The organism is Nocardiopsis sp. ATB16-24 (assembly GCF_030271535.1).
Lineage (GTDB): Bacteria > Actinomycetota > Actinomycetes > Streptosporangiales > Streptosporangiaceae > Nocardiopsis.
In genome coordinates this window covers 14,701-33,022 of the sequence record NZ_JASCXJ010000011.1, presented here as the reverse complement: position 1 = coordinate 33,022, position 18,322 = coordinate 14,701, and the positions used below count along the sequence as shown (strand labels likewise).

The 18,322-nt window shown below is 69.2% G+C and carries 15 protein-coding genes, 1 pseudogene and 1 CRISPR repeat array; of the genes and pseudogenes, 11 read left to right on the top strand and 5 right to left on the bottom strand.

Annotated features, from left to right (window positions below):
* Nucleotides 1-382: 382 nt before the first annotated feature.
* The 6 genes from PFX91_RS13595 (at nucleotide 383) to PFX91_RS13570 (ending at nucleotide 6,277) form a co-directional block, all read left to right on the top strand.
* Entirely contained in the window at nucleotides 383-1,003 is a 621-nt protein-coding gene (locus tag PFX91_RS13595) for a TetR/AcrR family transcriptional regulator (protein ID WP_285731884.1), read from the top strand.
* Between the two features lie 217 nt (nucleotides 1,004-1,220).
* The gene (locus tag PFX91_RS13590; RefSeq protein ID WP_285731883.1) at nucleotides 1,221-2,222 is read left to right on the top strand and encodes an SEC-C metal-binding domain-containing protein; all 1,002 of its coding nucleotides are present in this window, start codon (nucleotides 1,221-1,223) and stop codon (nucleotides 2,220-2,222) included.
* A 287-nt stretch (nucleotides 2,223-2,509) separates the two neighbouring features.
* Nucleotides 2,510-2,761, top strand: a complete 252-nt coding sequence (locus PFX91_RS13585) for a metal-sensitive transcriptional regulator (RefSeq protein WP_285732017.1) — start codon at nucleotides 2,510-2,512, stop codon at nucleotides 2,759-2,761.
* A gap of 280 nt (nucleotides 2,762-3,041) precedes the next feature.
* A complete protein-coding gene (locus tag PFX91_RS13580; RefSeq protein WP_285731882.1) occupies nucleotides 3,042-3,614 on the top strand; it encodes a rhodanese-like domain-containing protein in 573 nt (190 codons plus the stop codon).
* 172 nt (nucleotides 3,615-3,786) lie between these two features.
* Nucleotides 3,787-5,202 carry an MBL fold metallo-hydrolase gene (locus PFX91_RS13575; RefSeq protein WP_285731881.1) on the top strand — a complete coding sequence of 472 codons (1,416 nt, stop codon included), beginning with the start codon at nucleotides 3,787-3,789 and terminating at the stop codon, nucleotides 5,200-5,202.
* A 196-nt stretch (nucleotides 5,203-5,398) separates the two neighbouring features.
* A complete protein-coding gene (locus tag PFX91_RS13570; protein ID WP_285731880.1) occupies nucleotides 5,399-6,277 on the top strand; it encodes a sulfite exporter TauE/SafE family protein in 879 nt (292 codons plus the stop codon).
* 837 nt (nucleotides 6,278-7,114) lie between these two features.
* On the opposite strand, the gene PFX91_RS13565 is transcribed toward PFX91_RS13570, so the two are convergent.
* Nucleotides 7,115-7,567, bottom strand: a complete 453-nt coding sequence (locus PFX91_RS13565) for a hypothetical protein (RefSeq protein WP_285731879.1) — start codon at nucleotides 7,565-7,567, stop codon at nucleotides 7,115-7,117.
* Nucleotides 7,568-8,349: 782 nt separating this feature from the next.
* Here PFX91_RS13565 and hsaA point away from each other — a divergent pair.
* Nucleotides 8,350-9,534 (top strand): 3-hydroxy-9,10-secoandrosta-1,3,5(10)-triene-9,17-dione monooxygenase oxygenase subunit, encoded by a 1,185-nt coding sequence (gene hsaA, locus PFX91_RS13560; protein WP_285731878.1) that lies wholly within the window; start codon nucleotides 8,350-8,352, stop codon nucleotides 9,532-9,534.
* Nucleotides 9,535-9,775: 241 nt separating this feature from the next.
* Here hsaA and PFX91_RS13555 read toward each other — a convergent pair whose 3' ends face one another.
* The 4 genes from PFX91_RS13555 to PFX91_RS13540 all read right to left on the bottom strand — a co-directional run bounded on the left by PFX91_RS13555 (nucleotide 9,776) and on the right by PFX91_RS13540 (nucleotide 14,560).
* Nucleotides 9,776-10,807: a HEAT repeat domain-containing protein gene (locus PFX91_RS13555; RefSeq protein ID WP_285731877.1), complete on the bottom strand. Its 1,032-nt coding sequence runs from the start codon at nucleotides 10,805-10,807 to the stop codon at nucleotides 9,776-9,778.
* Between the two features lies 1 nt (nucleotide 10,808).
* Nucleotides 10,809-11,483 (bottom strand): HEAT repeat domain-containing protein, encoded by a 675-nt coding sequence (locus tag PFX91_RS13550; RefSeq protein WP_352231676.1) that lies wholly within the window; start codon nucleotides 11,481-11,483, stop codon nucleotides 10,809-10,811.
* A gap of 126 nt (nucleotides 11,484-11,609) precedes the next feature.
* The gene (locus tag PFX91_RS13545) at nucleotides 11,610-12,647 is read right to left on the bottom strand and encodes an SMP-30/gluconolactonase/LRE family protein (protein WP_285731876.1); all 1,038 of its coding nucleotides are present in this window, start codon (nucleotides 12,645-12,647) and stop codon (nucleotides 11,610-11,612) included.
* Between the two features lie 95 nt (nucleotides 12,648-12,742).
* On the bottom strand, nucleotides 12,743-14,560 hold the full coding sequence (locus tag PFX91_RS13540; RefSeq protein ID WP_285731875.1) for a flavin-containing monooxygenase: 1,818 nt from the start codon (nucleotides 14,558-14,560) through the stop codon (nucleotides 12,743-12,745).
* A 236-nt stretch (nucleotides 14,561-14,796) separates the two neighbouring features.
* On the opposite strand from PFX91_RS13540, the gene PFX91_RS13535 reads away from it, so the two are divergent.
* From PFX91_RS13535 to PFX91_RS13525, 4 genes and pseudogenes are all read left to right on the top strand, one after another.
* The gene (locus PFX91_RS13535; RefSeq protein ID WP_285731874.1) at nucleotides 14,797-15,279 is read left to right on the top strand and encodes a MarR family winged helix-turn-helix transcriptional regulator; all 483 of its coding nucleotides are present in this window, start codon (nucleotides 14,797-14,799) and stop codon (nucleotides 15,277-15,279) included.
* A gap of 421 nt (nucleotides 15,280-15,700) precedes the next feature.
* Nucleotides 15,701-15,973: direct repeats of the CRISPR family, unit length 29 nt; unit sequence GTGCTCCCCGCGCACGCGGGGATGGTCCC.
* 146 nt (nucleotides 15,974-16,119) lie between these two features.
* Nucleotides 16,120-17,019 (top strand): macrolide 2'-phosphotransferase, encoded by a 900-nt coding sequence (locus PFX91_RS13530; RefSeq protein ID WP_285731873.1) that lies wholly within the window; start codon nucleotides 16,120-16,122, stop codon nucleotides 17,017-17,019.
* 52 nt (nucleotides 17,020-17,071) lie between these two features.
* Nucleotides 17,072-17,131: pseudogene (locus PFX91_RS23145) on the top strand (hypothetical protein); the annotation flags it as partial.
* 19 nt (nucleotides 17,132-17,150) lie between these two features.
* Nucleotides 17,151-18,275, top strand: a complete 1,125-nt coding sequence (locus PFX91_RS13525; RefSeq protein ID WP_285731872.1) for an MFS transporter — start codon at nucleotides 17,151-17,153, stop codon at nucleotides 18,273-18,275.
* Nucleotides 18,276-18,322: the final 47 nt, after the last annotated feature.

Genomic DNA, 18,322 nt, shown 5'->3' with positions numbered 1-18,322 from the left:
CTGACCGGGTAGGGCCCTCCCCGTGTTTCTTGACCGGCACGTGGGAGAAGGGCGGGTGCGCCGCGCGGTGGCTCATGCCGTGTCCCGGTCGGACCGCCAGGTCGCAGGCGTGCGAGGTGGCCGAGGGCCGAGTGAGGGCCCCCTCCCGGACGGCGCCTCCTCAGGACACGGAGGACGTGGTCGGTTCGGTCACGGGGACCTCCTTCGAACAGGGGGCGGCGGTGGCCCCCGGTCGTCCACCACGTCGCTACGGCCCGCATTCCTCGCAGTCGTCGCGTGGTGGCGGAATGCTAATGTCGAACGGACGTGTGATCGATGAACCCGTGGGACGGTGGGGCCTGGATCGCGCCGTTCCGCGGACCGGGCACAGAAGGAGCGCAGGGTGCCACGGAGTGCCTCGACCCCCCGACGTCGGCGTGCGCCGCGCAAGCGCGACGCCGACGTCATGGAGGCGGCCATCGCGGTGATGTCCGAGCGCGGCTACGCGGCGACCTCCATCCAGGAGGTCGCCGACCGGGTGGGAGTGCTCAAAGGCAGCCTCTACCACTACTTCAGCTCCAAGGAGGAGCTGCTCTTCCGGATCGTGGAATCCTCCCACGAGGAGACCACCGAGATCGCCTCGGAGGTCTCCCGGCTGGGTCTGGAACCTCTGGAGGAGCTGATGGAGTACCTGCGTCGTTCCACGACGTGGTACCTGGAGAACATCGAACGGGCCCACATCCTCTTCACCGAGCGCCGCCATCTGACCGGCGAGTGCCTCGCCACGGCCAACGGCTGGAGACGCGCCTTCGAGACGCACGTCCAGAGCCTCGTCACGGTGGCCCAGGACAACGGCGACATCCGCGCCGACCTCGACGTGCGGCTTATCGCCCGCTTCCTCATCGGCATGGTGAACAACGTGCGCTTTTGGCCCAGCAGACCGGGATCGGCCCGCACCTTCACCACCGACGAGATCGCCGAGGCCCTGGTCGAACTCGCGCGCCAGGCGGTCGGAGCGGACTGAGGGGCACCTGGGCACGAGCCCCACGGCCCCCGCCGGGCCCACGTGCGAACCGACCGATTCCGACCTGGGCCGATCTTGCTCCCGGCGTCACCGCCGGCCGTCGACGGTGACGCCAGAGGCACTGCCGACCTTCGACGGCGGGGAACGGGGTCAGGTCACACCACCGGTTCCGACGAGGGGGCCACCCCGCGTGCCCGTCGACCCTAGGCTGGGGACCATGACCGACCACGGAGCCGCAACGACCCCCGCCACCGCCTCACTGATGAGCGCGCTCGGGGAACTGGACCTGCCCGACCACATCCGCAACGGCCTGGACGCCCGCCCCGGCGACGCGGGCGGGATCCTCATGGGCTTCGCCGCGAACCTGGGGGAGGCGGGACACGAAGACCAGGCCCGCCGTGTGCTGCGGACCCTGCGCGACCACGCGCCCACCTTCGAGGACGGTCAGTACGCCTCGGTCGAACTGGTCAGGGCCCTGCGCGAGAGCCAGGACGCGGCGGACAGGGACGAGGCGGAGCGGATCACCTCCGCACTGTTGGCCCCCGGTGCCCTGGAGGAGGGGCCCGCCCAGGTCCTGGGCGAGCACCTGCAGGAGCTGGAGCGCTGGGAGGACGCGCTGCACTGCTACAACATCTCCGCCTGGCGGTTGCTGGCCGTGCCGCCCGAAGAGCTCGCCGAGGAGGAGGACGACCTTCTTCTGGCGCCGATCGTCAACCGCCTGCTGGCACGGATGAAGTCGGGGCTGTCGATGGACGCGCACGACGAGGTGGCCTTGGCCGTGGCCCAACGGCAGGTGAAGAGCCTCATGGAGTTCCCGGGTGCCCAGGACCCGGGGCGGGAGCGCACCGACGTGGAGGCGCTCTACTCCCGGGACGCCTTCGAGCAGGCCCGCGCTCGGAAACTGCTCACCGAGGAGTCTGCGGAGCAGGGGGCCGACGCCTACTACCGTGCCTCCGAGACGGCCCTGCGCGAGCGGGACCGCGAGGAACCCGGAGCGCGGCGGGGCGTGGTGCTGCACGGGGTGGAGGAGATCGAGGAGTTCGCTCGGCGCTTCGACCTGGACCCGGCGGACGGCGACACCGTCGCGGCCTGGGCGCAGGAGGAGGTCACCCCCGAGGACCCCCGATTCCGGCCGTGGCCGCCCGCCCGTAACGAGGCCTGCTGGTGCGGCTCGGGCCGCAAGTACAAGAAGTGCTGCGGCTCGCCGGCCGGACGCTGAGGAGCCTGTCCACCTCGGCGTTGTCGCGCTTTCGGCCCCCCAGGGCGAGGGCGGTGCGGGGCCGCGGAAAGCCGCGGGCCATGTACCCCGGCCTTGTGGACACCCCGGCCTCCTTGTGTCCCCCCGAGACCGCGGCCGAGGCCGGGAGTTCGCGCGGTACCCGAGGTGGAGAGGAAGGCGTGCCGGTCGATCCGGATGGTGTGGTGCGTCTCACGCGACTGGCGGAACAGATACACCCGGGGGTATGTTGAGGCGGGTAGGTGGAAAGGAGCCACATGAAGCCTGAGATGGTGGGTGACGCCCTCACGAGACTCAAGCGCGCTCAGGGGCAGCTCTCCGGTGTGATCTCGATGATCGAGGAGGGCGAGGACTGCGCAGCCGTCCTCCAGCAGTTGGCCGCGGTGTCCCGCGCCCTCGACCGGGCCGGGTTCAAGATCGTCGCGAGCGGTATGCGGCACTGCAACACGGCCCGCGAGCGGGGGGAGGACCCCGAGCTCACCGAGGAGGAGCTGGAGAAGCTCTTCCTGGCCTTGGCCTAGGGTCCTGCGGGCTCCGACCGTGGTGTCGGACGCCCTACGTTTTCAGCTCCAACGGATGCCTCGTTGCTCGACGCAAGGGCGCATCTGTGAATTCCATATACTCCCCCCAGTATGGTGAGGGCTCTCGGGCGCCAAGGCGCGCGAAGCCCGGCACCGTGTGAGGGGATGCGGCGGTGAGCCGCTGCGCCGCTCGCCCACCTGCTCTTCCGTATCCGAGGGCCCCGACTGCCCTCCCGATACTCCCCGGGGTATCGGAGTCCGATGTCGTCCAAGGAGAGACATGACCGACAACAGCCTCGACGTACATGCCGTGCGCAGCCTGGTCGAGACCGATCCCGACACCCTGCTGGTGGACGTGCGTACTCCCGCCGAGTACGAGAACTCCCATATCCCCGGCGCGGTCAACCTGCCGCTGCAGCAGGTGGACACCCATCTGGAGCGCATCGTCGCCGATGCCGGTGGCCGCCTCGTCCTCGTCTGCCAGTCGGGGAACCGAGCCCGCCAGTGCCAGGACAGGCTGGCCGCGGCCGGTCTGCGGGAGACGGCGGTGATGAACGGCGGCATGAACGCCTGGGAGGCCCAGGGAGCCCCCCTCGTACGCGGACGGCAACGGTGGTCCCTGGAACGCCAGGTCCGTCTGGTGGCCGGAGGGATCGTCTTCACCTCTGTGCTGGCCTCACTGCTGTGGCCCCCGGCGGTGGTGGTCGCCGGACTCATCGGTGCCGGATTGACCTTCGCCGCGATCACCGACACCTGCGCCATGGGCATGGCCCTGTCCCGACTGCCCTACAACCAGCCCCGCAACCACACCGATATCGAGGGCGCACTCACCCGGATCGGCGGCCGCCGATGACCGCCCTCGGCTGATCACCGGTCGGCCTTGGGGGGTGCGCGTCGCATCGGCGCGCCCCTCCGGGCCGGAGGCGGTCCCCACCACCCGACGACCATGGCCGCACTCTCTCCGCCGGATACTCCCCGGAGTATAAGGCGAAGCGGCGGAAACACAGCACCCACAAGGAGATGTCATGTTGCTGGAACGCTTCTACGACGACGACCTGGCCCAGGCCAGCTACCTCATCGGCTGCCAGGCCACGGGGGAGGCCATCGTGGTCGACGCCCGCCGGGACCTCGGCGGGTACCTCGACCTGGCACGCGCGCACGGCATGCGGATCGTGGCCGTGACCGAGACCCACATCCACGCCGACTACCTCTCCGGTACCCGAGAGCTCGCCGCGGCGACGGGCGCCACGGTGTACGTCTCCGGCGAGGGCGGCGAGGACTGGCAGTACGGCTTCGACGCCGAGCGGCTCCTCGACGGCGATGCCATCACCATCGGCAACATCGAGGTCCGGGCACGCCACACTCCCGGGCACACCCCCGAGCACCTGTCGTTCCTGGTCACCGACGGCGCGTTCAGCGCAGACCCGGGCTACATGCTCTCCGGGGACTTCGTCTTCGCCGGGGACCTGGGCCGCCCCGACCTGCTCGACGAGGCCGCCGGAGGGGTGGACACCCGCTTCGAGGGCGCGCGCCGGCTGTTCGCCAGCCTGCGCGAGGTTTTCCTGACACTGCCCGACCATGTCCAGGTCTACCCCGGGCACGGGTCCGGCAGCGCGTGCGGCAAGGCCCTCGGCGCACTCCCGGCCACCACGGTCGGATACGAGCGCCTCAACGCCTGGTGGGCTCCGTACCTGCGCGAGGACGACGAGGAGGGTTTCATCGCCGAACTGCTCGACGGGCAGCCCGACGCCCACGCCTATTTCGCCCGGATGAAGCGCCAGAACAAGGAGGGGCCTCGGGTCCTGGGGCCGCTGGCCCCGGTGCCCGAACTCACCAACGAGGAGATCGGCGAATCCCTGCGCAAGGAGGAGATCGTCTTCGTCGACACCCGGCCCCACACCGACGTGCACGGGGGCACCGTGGCCGGGGCGCTGAACATCCCCGGCCCGGCCAAGGCCGCGAGCTTCGGAGCCTGGGCCTACGATCCCGAGGACGAGAGCCGCCCCTTGGTGCTCCTCACACCCGACGGGGACACCGCCCAGGTGGTGCGCGACCACCTGTTGCGCGTCGGCATCGACCACGTCGCCGGCTACACCACGACCATGGACGGCCTGCCGGTGACCGTGCCGCCCGTCATCGCCCCGGAGGACCTGGAGGGCTTCGGCGCCGCACTCGTGCTGGACGTGCGCAACAAGACCGAACACTCCGAGGGGCACATCCCCGGTTCCCGACAGCTCAGCGCCGGCCGGGTCCTGTGGCACCTCGACGCACTGCCGGCCGACGGTCCCATCGTGAGCTACTGCCAGTCCGGCGCCCGCAACTCCGTCGCGGCCAGCGCCCTGCGCCGCGCCGGATACGACGTCGTCGAACTCGACGGCAACTACGCGGGCTGGACGCAGTGGAGGCAGAGCCAGGGCGCCGTGGCGGACGTCGCTGGCTGAGCACGCAGATCGGGGTGCGCTCGGCCGGGCGCACCCCGGTCCCACCGAGGGTGCCGGGGACGGTCCACCGCCCCTGGCGCCCGCCCGGCCGAAGGGCGCCGGCGGCATCCATGGACGGCCCCGTACCGGTCCTGACCCGGGGGCCGGGCCGCCGACCGGGCCCGCACCCAGATACAAGCCACGGAAAGAGGCAAGCATGGAGTTCCAGCTCATCCTCGTCGTGGTCCTCGCCGTGGTGGTGGGGATCGCGCTGGGACTGCTCGGAGGCGGTGGTTCCATTCTCATGGTGCCGCTGCTGACCTACGTCGCCGGTATGCAGCCGAAAGAGGCCATAGCAGCCTCCCTGCTCGTCGTCGGCGTCACCTCGCTGACCGGCGCGCTCACGCACGCACGCGCGGGGAACGTCCGGTGGCGCACCGGCCTGATCTTCGGAGCGGCGGGCATGGTGGGCGCCTTCATCGGCGGCCTGGCGGGCGGCCATCTTCCCGGCACCCTCCTGATGATCGCCTTCGCCCTCATGATGGTCGCCACCGCCGCGACCATGATCCGGGGGAGGAAGAAGCCCTCCACCGGGGGTGGGGAGGCGCAGGGCGAAGGACTCCCCCTGAAACGCATCGTCCTCGACGGCCTGGTGGTCGGAGCGGTCACCGGGCTGGTCGGAGCCGGGGGCGGGTTTCTCGTCGTGCCGGCCCTCGTGCTGCTCGGCGGCCTCGCCATGCCGGCCGCCGTGGGGACGTCCCTGCTCGTGATCACCATGAAGTCCTTCGCCGGACTCGTCGGGTATCTGACGACCGTGAGCCTGGACTGGGCGCTGGTGGCCATGGTCACCAGCGCCGCCGTCGCCGGTTCGCTCGTCGGTGTACGCCTGGCCTCTCGGGTTCCCGAAACCGCCCTGCGCAAGGGCTTCGGTGTTTTCGTGCTGCTCATGGGCGTTCTCGTGCTCACCCAGGAGCTTCCCTCGCCGTTCGGACTGGTCGCCGTGGCGGTCACGGCCGTCCTCGCGGGCCTGGCCGGCGTCTGCCTCCTGGCCGGTGCGTACTGTCCGCTGATGCCGCTTCTGCGGCCGCGGACATGACGGGACGGAGAATCCGGACACCGCTCCTTTCAGCGGGGTGGGACGAAAGATCCCTCGTTCCCGGGTAGAGGGGGCGAAGGCGAGCGCGGATCGACCTCGGGACGCCAAGGCGTGCTCCGCTCGGACCAGCGAATTTTCGGATGCGGAAAGTAGTATCTCTGTCTGTATGCGTAATGACGGTGGCAGTGGTGGTCTCCAGCCGGGTATGCGGTGGTCCGCCGAATGCGGAGCCGGTGACGAGACCGCGCGATGAGCGCCGCACCGGTCTCGACCGGGATACGTACGGTGCTGGACGCACCCGCGAACAGCGCTTGCCGGCCCAGATGCAGGGCGACCCCCGGGTGGCCTACCGCCAAGCCCACGGCCCACTGCCGCTGTGGACGCGCCTGCACGCCGCTCGATTGGCCGAACGCGACGCCCTCACCCCCGAAGGTCCGCGCAAGTCCGCACCCGCACCGGAACGTCGGCCCCTACCCGTGGCTCCGCGACCCGTCCCGCCCCGGATGACGGCCCGTTCCTACCCCGTCCTCGCCGGGAGCTTCCACCGCTGCCGCGCCGCAGCCCGGGCCGCCCGCGCAGCCACCGCAAACCCAGCCGCCCGAGCCGCACGGCCTGGCATCTGGGCGGCCACACCCTGGCCGTCCAGATCGGGGCACTGGCCCACCAGCTGGTCGCCAATCTGCTGTAGCCGCTCACCACCTCACCCCCACAAAGGGTCGTGCTAAGAGATTCATCCTGACGTGACCCCCAGACGAGATACGGGCGGTACCTACAAGGGCGATCATCAGCGATATCTGCAACCTTCATGCGAAGGCGGCTTCTCAAGGGGAGATGGATCTACCACCACGGAGTACGGTTGCTCGTGTCCGCGCAGGCGCTCTCAAGGAAATCCAGAATACAGGCGCGAAAGGCCCGGGCGCTGCTGGCGGAGGTACGGTAACCTTTGGTCCAATTGGATCCGTTTTTTCCGGCAAGGACAAGGACCTGATCATCGGGGATCCTGTCGCCATTGGTGTCCACCTCGAAGAGCAGATGGCGTCCGCCTGTCGGTGGCGATACGTTCAAGGTCCGCCCCCAGCCGTACTGGCGTCCTTGATGGGTACCGTAGCGGACCTGGACGGTTCCGATCGGCGTTTTCACCGAATATGCGGTTTTTCGGTTGCTGATTTCCAGGATCTGGGGTTGTTCGATCCACGGGTCTGCGGACGCAGGAGAGGCAGTGGCGATGCTCAGGCCCATTGCCATCCCGAATACCGTTACCACCGTCACTATCTTCTTCGTGATGCCCATAGCGCTCCTTTGCGGTCGGGCTACGCCGTTCGAGGAACTGTGCATCTACGTTGCCCGGGACACCACATCACGGAGCGTTTATGAATAGCTTAATTCTTCCTTTCGGTCCTCCTGCCTGCTGGAGGTTCGTGCCTGAAGCAGCCCCGCCTCACGGTGAGGCCGATCCTGCTGTGTCAACTGACGGGGCGCCGCCCTGGACCTTGCCAGACACCCTCCACCGTGGATGGGCAGCCCTGGGATCATGGAAGAAAGAAATCGTATCCGTGCCACTGTGAAGCAATGACGAATACCTATGTTGCCAGGGCAGGATACAGAAGAATTCCCGTGTGATGCGGTAGTTTCACGGGCAGTTCGGGAGAACGAATAAAGAACGCCTCTGCCGGTGGAACGGGGGCCGTTTCCTGTGCGATCATCTGTGAAAAGGAGAGGCAAGGAGACTTCATGCCGCTCATGGTGACGTGCGCCGGGGCTCTTCACATGGGTGCCGTGTCCTCCTCCCACCGCGGCGTCGAGGTGCGGGGAGGTCACCGGAATAGGGGCGGGGCCCTCGTGTGGCCGGGGCGTGCTGGGGCACGACCCGAAGTGGTCGCCGGATCGCCTCCAAGCCGTAAGAACCTCCTGTGCGGGCGCGGGGCGGTCATGGATCGCCCGTGTCGGTCCTGTGGTGGGGGCCGGCGATCCACGCCCACAGGCATGGGGTGCGACCTCTCCGCAGACAGGGTTCGCGCAGTTGTGATCACCGGTCGGTGTCGGACTCCGAAGCCCAGGCCGAGAGAAGGGACATGATGTCGACCGAAGCTTTGGGTGCGGTCCGCGAACTGCTTTCCACGGTGAGCGGCCTGGCCGCGTCGACGGAGGAGAAGGGCGTCGTCCCCGACAGCACCATCGACGACCTCGCCGAGGCGGGTCTGTTCCGGATGCTGCAACCCGCACGGTACGGGGGGCTGGAGGCCTCGCCCCTGGACTTCTTCACCGCGGTGCGGGAGCTGTCCGGCGCGTGCGGTTCGACCGGGTGGGTCGCCTCCATCCTGGGGGTGCACCCCTGGCACGTCGCCCTGTTCTCGGCACAGGCCCAGGACGAGGTGTGGGGCGAGGACCCCGACACGAGGGTTTGCTCCTCCTACGCGCCGACGGGCAAGGTGGAAACCGTCGAGGGCGGCTACCGGATCAGTGGGCGCTGGAGCTTCTCCAGCGGTTGTCTGCACTCCTCCTGGGCCCTGCTGGGCGGGCTCGTCCACCACGCCTCGAGGAAGTCCCCGGAGATGTGCACCTTCCTGGTCCCCCTGGGGGACTACAAGGTGGACGCGGTGTGGGACGCGGTCGGGCTGAACGGCACGGGCAGCCACGACCTGGTGGTCGAGGACGCCTTCGTGCCCTCCCACCGGGTGCTCAGCAGCAGGCTCACCGTGGTGGGCAGGGTCCCCGGACACCAAGTGAACGACGCACCCCTCTACCGTCTGCCCTTCGGTACGTTCCTCCCCCACGCGGTCACGGTCCCCCTGGTGGGGATGACCATGGGCGCCTACCGAGAACACGTGAAGTACGCGCGCACCCGCGTCCGTGCCGCGCACCGTGAGACCACGGGCAAGGGCCTGAGCGCGGTCGACGACCCCCTCGTCCAGGTGAGGGTGGCCGAGACGGCCCACGACCTGGACGCCGCCCGGGTGCTGATCGAGCACAACCTCCGAGAGATGCTCTCCCTGGTCGAACAGGCCAAGCCCGTACCGATGTCCCTGCGCACGGTCGTTCGACGGGATCTGGCCGCCTCCGTCAGACGCGCGGTGCGCGCCGCCGACCGGGTGTTCGACGGATCCGGAGGGCGTGTGCTCGACTCCTCCGGCGTCGTGCAGCGTCTGTGGCGCGACGTCCACGCGGGCGGGGCGCACGCTCTCAACGACTACGAGCGGGTTCTGAGGCTGTTCGGAAAGCTCGAACTCGGTCTGAGCGTCCAGGACCCCATGTTGTGAGTCGGGGTCGTTGACCGGGATTCCACCGCTCTCCTCTCGGTGCCCGCCGAAAAGAGGGCGGTGGAGCGCAAGCATCGCGGCGCCCGGGAAAGAGGCTCCTCGCACCCCTTTTCCCTTTCGGGATTCTCGGAGCGGAATTCAAGAATCCACCCGTGCCGTTTTCGAGATGGGAAGGCCAGGACACCCTCGCCCACGTTGAACGGCCCATGCCCGGTTCTGGAGCGCGCCTCCCGGGCCGGGGTCACCACTCTGTGCCGTCTGCGGCGCGGTCGCGTTCCCGCTCCTCGATCCTGTCCGCGAAGAACGACGCGGTCCGGGCCACGACCCGGTCGTCGTCGTGGGCCAAGGACCGCAGAACGTCCAGCGCGACGGTACCCGGCATCTCCGCGAGCGCCTGGACCAGACGCATCCGCACCGCGGAATCCGCGCCGGAGGCGGCGAGAGCGTCGACCAGCGCCTTTCTGACCGTGTCGGTCCTCTCCGCGTCCCGTGCCAACGTCCCCAGGATCTCGGCCGCATCGACGTCGTTGGCGCCGGCCACCACCATGCCGACGAGCACGGGCACCGTTGCGGGCACACCACGCGTTCCCAACGCCAAGGCGGCGTGCCCGCGGACCGTCGCGTCCGGATCCTGGAGCGCGTCCGCGAGCGCCGCGGTCGACTCCTCACCGGGGATCTCGGCGAGCGCCGTCACCGCACGTCGCCGAACATCGACGTTCTCCGAGGCAAGGCCCGGTGCCAGGCTCGCCACGGCGTCATGGCCTGCCCGTGCCAACGCCCACCGCAGAGCCCCGGCGACGTTCGGATCGGACTCGGCCAAGAGCTTCTCGGCCAGCACCTGGGCGGGCACGTTCGCCTTCGGGCCCAACACGGCCCGCTGCCGCCGCGCGGCGTTCGGTGAGCCGAGCCCGCGCAGGAGTTCGACGATGCGCAGGACGTCCTCCCATCGGGAGGGGTCCGAGGCGTCGACCGCGCGAAGCCTCTTGAGCAGTTCCCGCTCCCGGCTCAACCGCTCCTCGGTCTCTCGCACGAGATCACCGATGAGCGCGGACGGGGTGAAGTCGGGATCCTCCAGGACGCGTCCTATCCGGCGCAGCGACAGGCCCAGGGTCCGCAGGCTCTCCACGTGGAAGAGCCGCCGGATGTCCTCCTCGGAGTACTCGCGGTAACCGCCCACGGTGCGGCCGGTCGGCCGCACCAGACCGAGGGCGTCGTAGTGCCTGAGCATCCTGGTGCTCACACCCGAGCGGCGCGCCACCTCACCGATCAGCACGCTAACGCCCACCGAGCGCGTAGGACCGTTTCGCCTCTTCGACGGAGAGCTCGAAACCGGCGTCGGGATCGTGCAGAAGCCGCTCCGTGGCGCTCGCGTGCGCGCGCACGTCCGGGTCATCGCTCTCCTTCGCCGCTTCGAGCATCGGCTCGATCGCCTCCCCGAGCGCGACGAGGGCACGGCTCAGGCTCGACCGCACCTCCCGGTCGCCACGAGCGAGCTGGGTGACCAGTTCCTCGGCCAAGTCCTTCTCCCGCCCGTCGGGCACGAGGGTGACGGCGGCACGCCATGCGCTCCGGGCGACCTCGTCGTCGGGGTCGCGCAGCAGGGAACGCGTGATCGCGGGCCATGCGCCGGCGTCCCCGACCTTGGACAGTGTGTGCAGCGCCTGGGCACGGGCCTGCGGGTTCTCCGAAGACAGTTGCGCGAGCAGCCCGGGAACGGTGACGTCCGAGGGCAGACGGGTCAACGCCCACGTGAGCATGTCCCGCACGAAGAAGTCGGGTTCGACCGCGCACCGTGCCAGAAGGACGTCGACCAGAGCGGGGTCGGGGGCGGAACCGACCGCGAGGGCCGCCTTCAGGCGCGTCGACGAGGCGTCGGCGGACAGGGCCTCGACCAGGTGAGTGTGCTGTGGGTTCGTGTGCGACGTGTTGATGGGAACCACCTCCGACACCCAGCCAAGACCTTGTCACAGTGTCAATGTCAAATGTGCGCTCCACGAGGACGACCGTGCTCCTGCGGTCGGTTTCGGAGCCGAAAGTGACCACAGGAGCACGGTCGCCGGGGAGGGAGGAACCTTCTACCCGCCGTTGGACTGGCGGATCCCCTCGTCGAGCGCGTCGAAGGTGTAGACGAACCCGCCGTCGTTCCCGCTGACGGTCATGTAGGCGTCGGTCGTCCCCGGCTTGATGGCGACGTTGGTCGCCGTGTCCAGTCCCTCGGCGGCCTCGGAGGGCACCGTGACCGTCCCCAGGTGCTCCCCGGTCGAGCTGTACACGAAGATGCTCGGCTGACCGTGCACCGCCTGGTAGAGGTTCCCGCCGGCGTCGACCGCGATGGAGTCGATCCGGCTCCTGCCGCCGTCGAAGTGGAGGGCGGTGTGCGAGCTCTCCACCTCGGTCCCCTCCTCGTTGAGCGCGTAGTAGTCGACACGGTTCGCGGCGTACTGGCCGACCCACAGGCCGGCGAAGTCCTCGTCGAAGGAGATGCCGTTCGGCGCGGGCAACTCCTCGGCCAGGACGGTGGCCTCCGCGCTCTCCCGATCGATCCTGACCACTCGGCCCCGGGCCTCCCATGCGGGGGCGTCGAAGCCGAGGGAGTCGCTGACGTACATGTTCCCGGCCTCGTCGAAGGCCAGGTCGTCCGGGTGCATCCGTGTTCCGTCGACCTCCTCGGAGAAGAACACGGTCTCGTCCTCCCCCTCCGGGGTGATGCTGACGATCCTTCCGCCGGCGAAGTCCGTCAGGTACAGCCGGTCGTCGAACGGGCTGAACTGCGCTGAGGTGTACACGCCGGCGTCGTCGGTGAACACCGGCTCCACCTCCTGGGAGTCGGTGTCCACCCGCCACACCTTGGGCTCGCCGGCGGGGGCGGTGACGTCGACGACGACGAGGCGACCGTCGGCGTCGAAGGTCGGGCCTTCGAGCAGGGCCATCCCGATCTCCTCATGGACGGGGCTCACCCGCGTCAGGAGTCGCGCGGTCAGGTCCGCGGACTGTTCCGGCTCCGGGTCGGCGTCGGCCGTGGCGGAGCATCCGGCCGTCACCCCCACCAGGGTGAGCGCCGCGAGCACATGGATGGTGGCGTTACGTGGTGGCCTGTGGCCAGGCTGTTCCATGAGGGATCCTCGGGTCGGAGGGGAGTGGGGAAGGGAGGTCCGGGGCGCGGGGCACGGAGCGCCCCGCGCTCCGGACGAAAGGTGGACGCCTCGGGCTACCCCTCGGTGCCCAGGACCTCGTGCATGTGGTTCTCACGCCAGTCCGCGAGCAGCCGGTGGAAGGCCACGGGCCCGGGGCTGTAGGTGACACCTGCGGGAAGGCCGGCGCCCTCCAGGTTGTAGTAGCCGGGTGTGCATTCGGCCTGGAATGCGGAGGTGTCGTGCGCGGTCTCCCGCACGGTCCGGATCCAGGCGTCGACCGCCTCCGTGGAGGGTTCGATCGCGCGGACACCGGCCTTGCGGCCCCGCGCGATGACGGCGGCGATGTGCTCGGCCTGCTCCGACAGGATGTGCGTGAAGTTCACCGAGTTGGCGTTCTGCAGCGCACCCAGGTGGAAGAGGTTGGGGAACCCGTCGCTGTAGAAACCGTGCAGCGTGCGAGGTCCCATGCCCCAGGCCTGGAGCAGTTCCCGCCCGCCACGGCCGCGGACCGGCATCGTGCCGGACAGCACCCCCGAGACACCGAGGTCGAACCCGGTGGCGAAGATGACGCAGTCGACGGGGTACTCGGTCTCACCGACGACGATCGCGTCCTCGGTCATGCGCGTGATACCGCCGTGGTCGGCGGTGTCGACCAGGGTGACGTTCGGCCTGTTGAACGTCTGGAGGTAGTGGTCGCTGAAGCAGGGCCGCTTGCACATGTAGCGGTACCAGGGTTTGAGGAGTTCGGCCGTGGCCGGGTCCTCCACGACCTCGTCCACACGCGCCCGGATGGCGTTCATCTTTCGCGCGTCGACGAGTTCCTCGATCCGCTCGCGCTCCTCCGGGGACACGCTGGTGTCCACCGCCCCGGTGATCATCTTGCGCTGGAGCCGTGCGGTGGAGGTCCACCCGTCACGGATCAGGTCGTTCTCGACCTCCTCACCGGCGATGATCTCCAGGAAGTTCCGCATGCGTTCGCGCTGCCAGCCGGGCCGTAGGGAGGCCGCCCACTCTGGATCGGTGGGCCGGTTGTCGCGCACGTCCACCGTGGACGGAGTGCGCTGGAACACGTACAGGTGCCGAGCGTCGCGCCCCACGTGCGGGATGACCTGCACACCGGTCGCCCCGGTGCCCACGACCGCGACCCTCTTGTCGGCGAGACCTTCGAGGCCGCCGTTCTGGTCACCGCCGGTGTAGCCGTAGTCCCACCGGCTCGTGTGGAAGGTGTGCCCGCGGAACGTCTCGATGCCGGGGATGCCCGGCAGCTTGGGCTGGGTCAGCGTGCCGGACGAGGTGATGACGAACCGGGCGCGCATCCGGTCGCCGCGGTCGGTCTCGACCACCCACTCGTCGGTCTGTTCGTCCCAGGTCAGAGCGGTGACCCGGGTATGGAACAAGGTGTCGCGGTACAAGCCGAAGGTCTCGGCGATCGCGATGGCGTGCCGACGGATCTCCTCGCCAGGCGCATAACGCCACTCGGGCACGTAGCCGACCTCCTCCAGGAGGGGCATGTAGGAGTAGGACTCGATGTCGCAGTGGATGCCCGGGTAGCGGTTCCAGTACCAGGTCCCGCCGAAGTCGCCGGCCTCGTCCAACATCCGGATCGACTCGACGCCGGCCTGTCGCAGTCGGGCGCCGGTCAGCAGGCCGCCGAACCCGCCGCCGATCACGAGCACCTCCACGGTGTCGGTCTTGGGCTCGCGCTCGGTGCGGGGTGTGTAGGGGTCCTTGGCGTAGTAGCCGAACTCGCCCGCGGCGGAGCGGTACTGGGCCAGGCCGTCGGGGCGGATACGGCGGTCGCGTTCGCGGGCGTACCTGGCCCTCAGCGCTTCGAGGTCGATCTCCTCGGTGCGGTCGTCGGGGTTCGGGCTCGTGTCGGGGGGTGTGCTCATGTGCCGTTCCCATTTCCTGGCCGGTGCATCGCGACGCGGACGCGGTGCCCGAACCCGTGCGAGGGCGGGCGTGGCGCCGTGGCGAGCCCCGCAAGGGGACCGGCTCTGGGCGACCACCGTCCCGATGCGGCGGCGGTGTCGATGAGGTGTCGATGAACCGTGCACGCGAAAGGTTAGCATCACCCTAAGCATTTTCTCCGTGAGGTGCCTCGGCCGCGGCGACCTATCATTGCGCCATGCGGCAAGAGGCGATCGACCAGGGTGAACACGAGCGCGAACGCGAGCGCATCGTGCACGAGATCCAGACCCTCAACGGGGCTCTGGAGGAGGAGGTGCTGGCCGCCCTCTTTCAGCACCTGCTCTCGATGAACCTCACCATCCAGCAGCTCAGGGTGCTGATAGTCCTGGTCACTACGAAGGAGGGAGCGACGGGCAGCGGCCTGGCCACCTCTTTCGGCGTCTCCATGGCCTCGATGTCCGGTGTGCTCGACCGGCTCGTGGCCCAGGGCCTCGCCACACGGTCGGCCGACGCCGACGACCAGCGCGTCCGCCGCGTTCACGCCACCCCTTTGGGCACCTCGGTCGTGCGGCGTCTGATGGTGGCCCGGCCTTTTCGTCGCGACATCCTCATGAGCCTGCCGATGGAGGACCTGCGCGCGCTCGAGCAGGGTTTCCGGGCCGTGAGCACACAGATCTCCAGAATGGGGGAGCAGGGCTGAGCCTGCTGTGTGAGTGGGGATGCTCCGCATGAGAGATGTGCCCTGTATGGGTGAGGTGCCCTGTAGGAGTGGCGTGCCCTGTGCGGAGGTAAGGGCGTGGGCGAGGTGCCCTGTGCGGAGAGAGCCGTGCGGATTTCCGCGTGATCTTGCTCTGGGTGTCACTGTCGGCGGTCGAAAGTGACGCCCAGAGCAAGATCACCGTTTTATGGGCCATAGGGAAAGGGCGGAAGAAGGTTGCTCGGGGAGGGGAAGGTGGCCGTAGTCGGGTGTGCTGGAGATCATCGGTGAGAGGCGGTCGGTCCCTTGCCGGTATTCTCGAACCGTGGCTTTTTCTGGGATGTGCGTATTGTCTGGTTTGTCTGTTTTTCAAGAAGTTGGAAAAACGGGCTGTCGGCCCAGATGAAAGCGCAGGTCAGGAAGTGTGCTCCCCGCGCACGCGGGGATGGTCCCGTCGAGACCAACGTCGACACCGCGATCCAGGTGTGCTCCCCGCGCACGCGGGGATGGTCCCGGTGTGCGCACACCCCGCCCTACTGCTCGACCGTGCTCCCCGCGCACGCGGGGATGGTCCCCTCGGAGGCCGAGACAAAGTCCGCAAGGCCCTGTGCTCCCCGCGCACGCGGGGATGGTCCCTTTGGTCCGTCGGAATCTTGACACGTCAGGGCGTGCTCCCCGCGCACGCGGGGATGATCCCATCTGCCACGGGCCGCCGGGCAGCTGCTCCAGGTGCTCCCCGCGCACCCGGGATCGGGGCCTCACCTCGGGTGGGGCGCGCGTTTCTGTGGGGCCGGCGGCCAAAAGAAGTGGAGGCGACGCGGGTGTGGGTGGGAGCGTGGCCCCATGAGCACGATCGATGACGCCATCGCCTTGGCCGCCGCCCATGGTCGACACCTGTCCGCGCGGGGCGCCACCGTGAACGAGGCGGGTCTGGACTACCGCGTGGTCATGGCCTCCGACGCGACCGGTCGGAAATGGGTGCTGCGCGTACCACGTCGCGCCGACGTCTCCGAGGGCATGGCCGCCGAGACACGCGTCCTCGACCTGGTCGCCCCCGTCCTGGCCGAGGACGGCGTCGCGGTCCCCGACTGGCAGGTCCGGTCCCCCGAGCTGATCGCCTACCCGGCCCTGCCCGGTGCCCCTGGCTTGACGCTGACCGGCGCCGGAGAGCCCGAGTGGCACATGGACCCCGCCAGTCCGGACTATGCCGAACGCCTGGGGCGCCTGCTGGCCCGTCTGCACTCCATCACTCCGGAGCAGGCTGGGGCCGCGGGCGTCGAGGTCCGCACCCCGGCCGGGGTACGCCAGGCGTGGAGGGACGACGTCGCTCGCGTGAGCGAGGCCTTCACCGTCTCCCCGGTTCTGGCCGAGGCCTGGCGGGCCTGGCTCGAAGACGACACCTGCTGGCCCGAGCGGACCGTGATGACCCACGGCGAGATCTATCCCGCGCACGTGCTGTTCGACGAGGAGGGCACGATCACCGGGGTCCTGGACTGGACTACCGCTCGTGTGGACGATCCCGCCCGCGACCTGTCGGCCCAGTACGGCGCCGCGGGTGAGGAGATGCTGCGGGCCACCCTCACCGCGTACGAGCAGGCGGGCGGGCATGTGCACTCCGGGCTGGCGGCTCAGGCGAAGCACCTGTGGGACGCCTCCCCGATCGGGTACGCCCTGTACGCGCTGATCACCGGCGCCGAGACCGACCTGGTCACCGCGGCGTCGATGCTGAACCCCGAGGCCTGACGACCCGCCGGGTCGCCAGGCGGCGCACCTTCCTCGGGGCGGGACGGCCGCGCTGTCGGGGACCTTCACCACGGCCGACGGCGAGTTCGACATCTCCGCCAACAAGCAGGAGCAGTTCGAGAAGCTGTGCCGTGTCATCGGCCGTCCGGAACTGGCCACGGACCCCCAACGCCCTGGGGATGTTCATGACGGCCTTGGCCTCGTCCATGCCCGAGATCCTGGTCTGGCGCCTCATCACCGGACTCGGCATCGGCGGCATCATGACCTCCGGCATCGTGCTGGTCTCGGAGTACGCCAACGCCAAGTACCGGGCCCTGGCGTTGAGCATCTACTCCGCCGGCTTCCCGCTCGGCGCCACCTTCGGCGGGCTGGCCGCGGTTCCCCTCATCAACACCTTCGGCTGGCAGGGGGTCTTCGCCGTCGGCGGCTTCGTGACCCTCGGGGCCATCGTCGCCGTCACCCTCTTCATCCCGGAGTCGATCGACCACCTGGCCGCACGGCTGCGCTCGGGCAGGGAACAGGCCCTGAACCGGGCCGAGAGGATCGCCCGGCGACTGGGGATCCAGGAGTCGGTCACCCTCGGCGAGGTCGGCGGTGCCGCACCGGAGCGCGGCAGGAACGTCTACGCCACCCTGTTCTCCCGTGAGAACCGGAAGAACACCATGGTGCTGTGGGCCGTCTACTTCATGGTCATGTCCACCTTCTACTTCGTCAGCTCCTGGACTCCCAAGCTCCTGACGGAAGCGGGACTGAGCACCGAGGAAGGGATCTTCGGCGGCCTGGTGATCATGGCCGGCGGTCTGGTCGGCAACGTGCTCTACGGGACGTGTTCGGCCCGCTGGGGCGCCCGCCGGGTGATGGCGTGGTTCGCCCTCATCAGCGCGGTACTGATGGTGGCCTTCGCCGGCACCACGTCGACGCTGTTCCTGGCACTGGCCCTCGGCCTGCTGCTGGGCGTGTTCATCAACGGCTGCATGGCCTCCCTCTACGCCCTCGCGCCGATGACCTACTCCGCGGACCTGCGCTCGACCGGTGTGGGCGCGGCCATGGGATTCGGGCGGATCGGCAGCATCCTCGCGCCGATCGTCGTCGGCGGACTGCTGGACGTCGGGTGGACGCCCATCGCGCTGTACATCCTGCTGGCCCTCATCATCCTCGCCACCGCCGGCATGGTGCCCCGCCTGTCCACACGGACGGAGTCGGCTCCGCAGGACGGGGAGTCGGAAGGGGCACGGGCCGAGCCCTCCACCAGGTAGAGCGGTCCGCGCGAGGAGACCGTACGGCAGGGAGAAGGAAAGGAAGA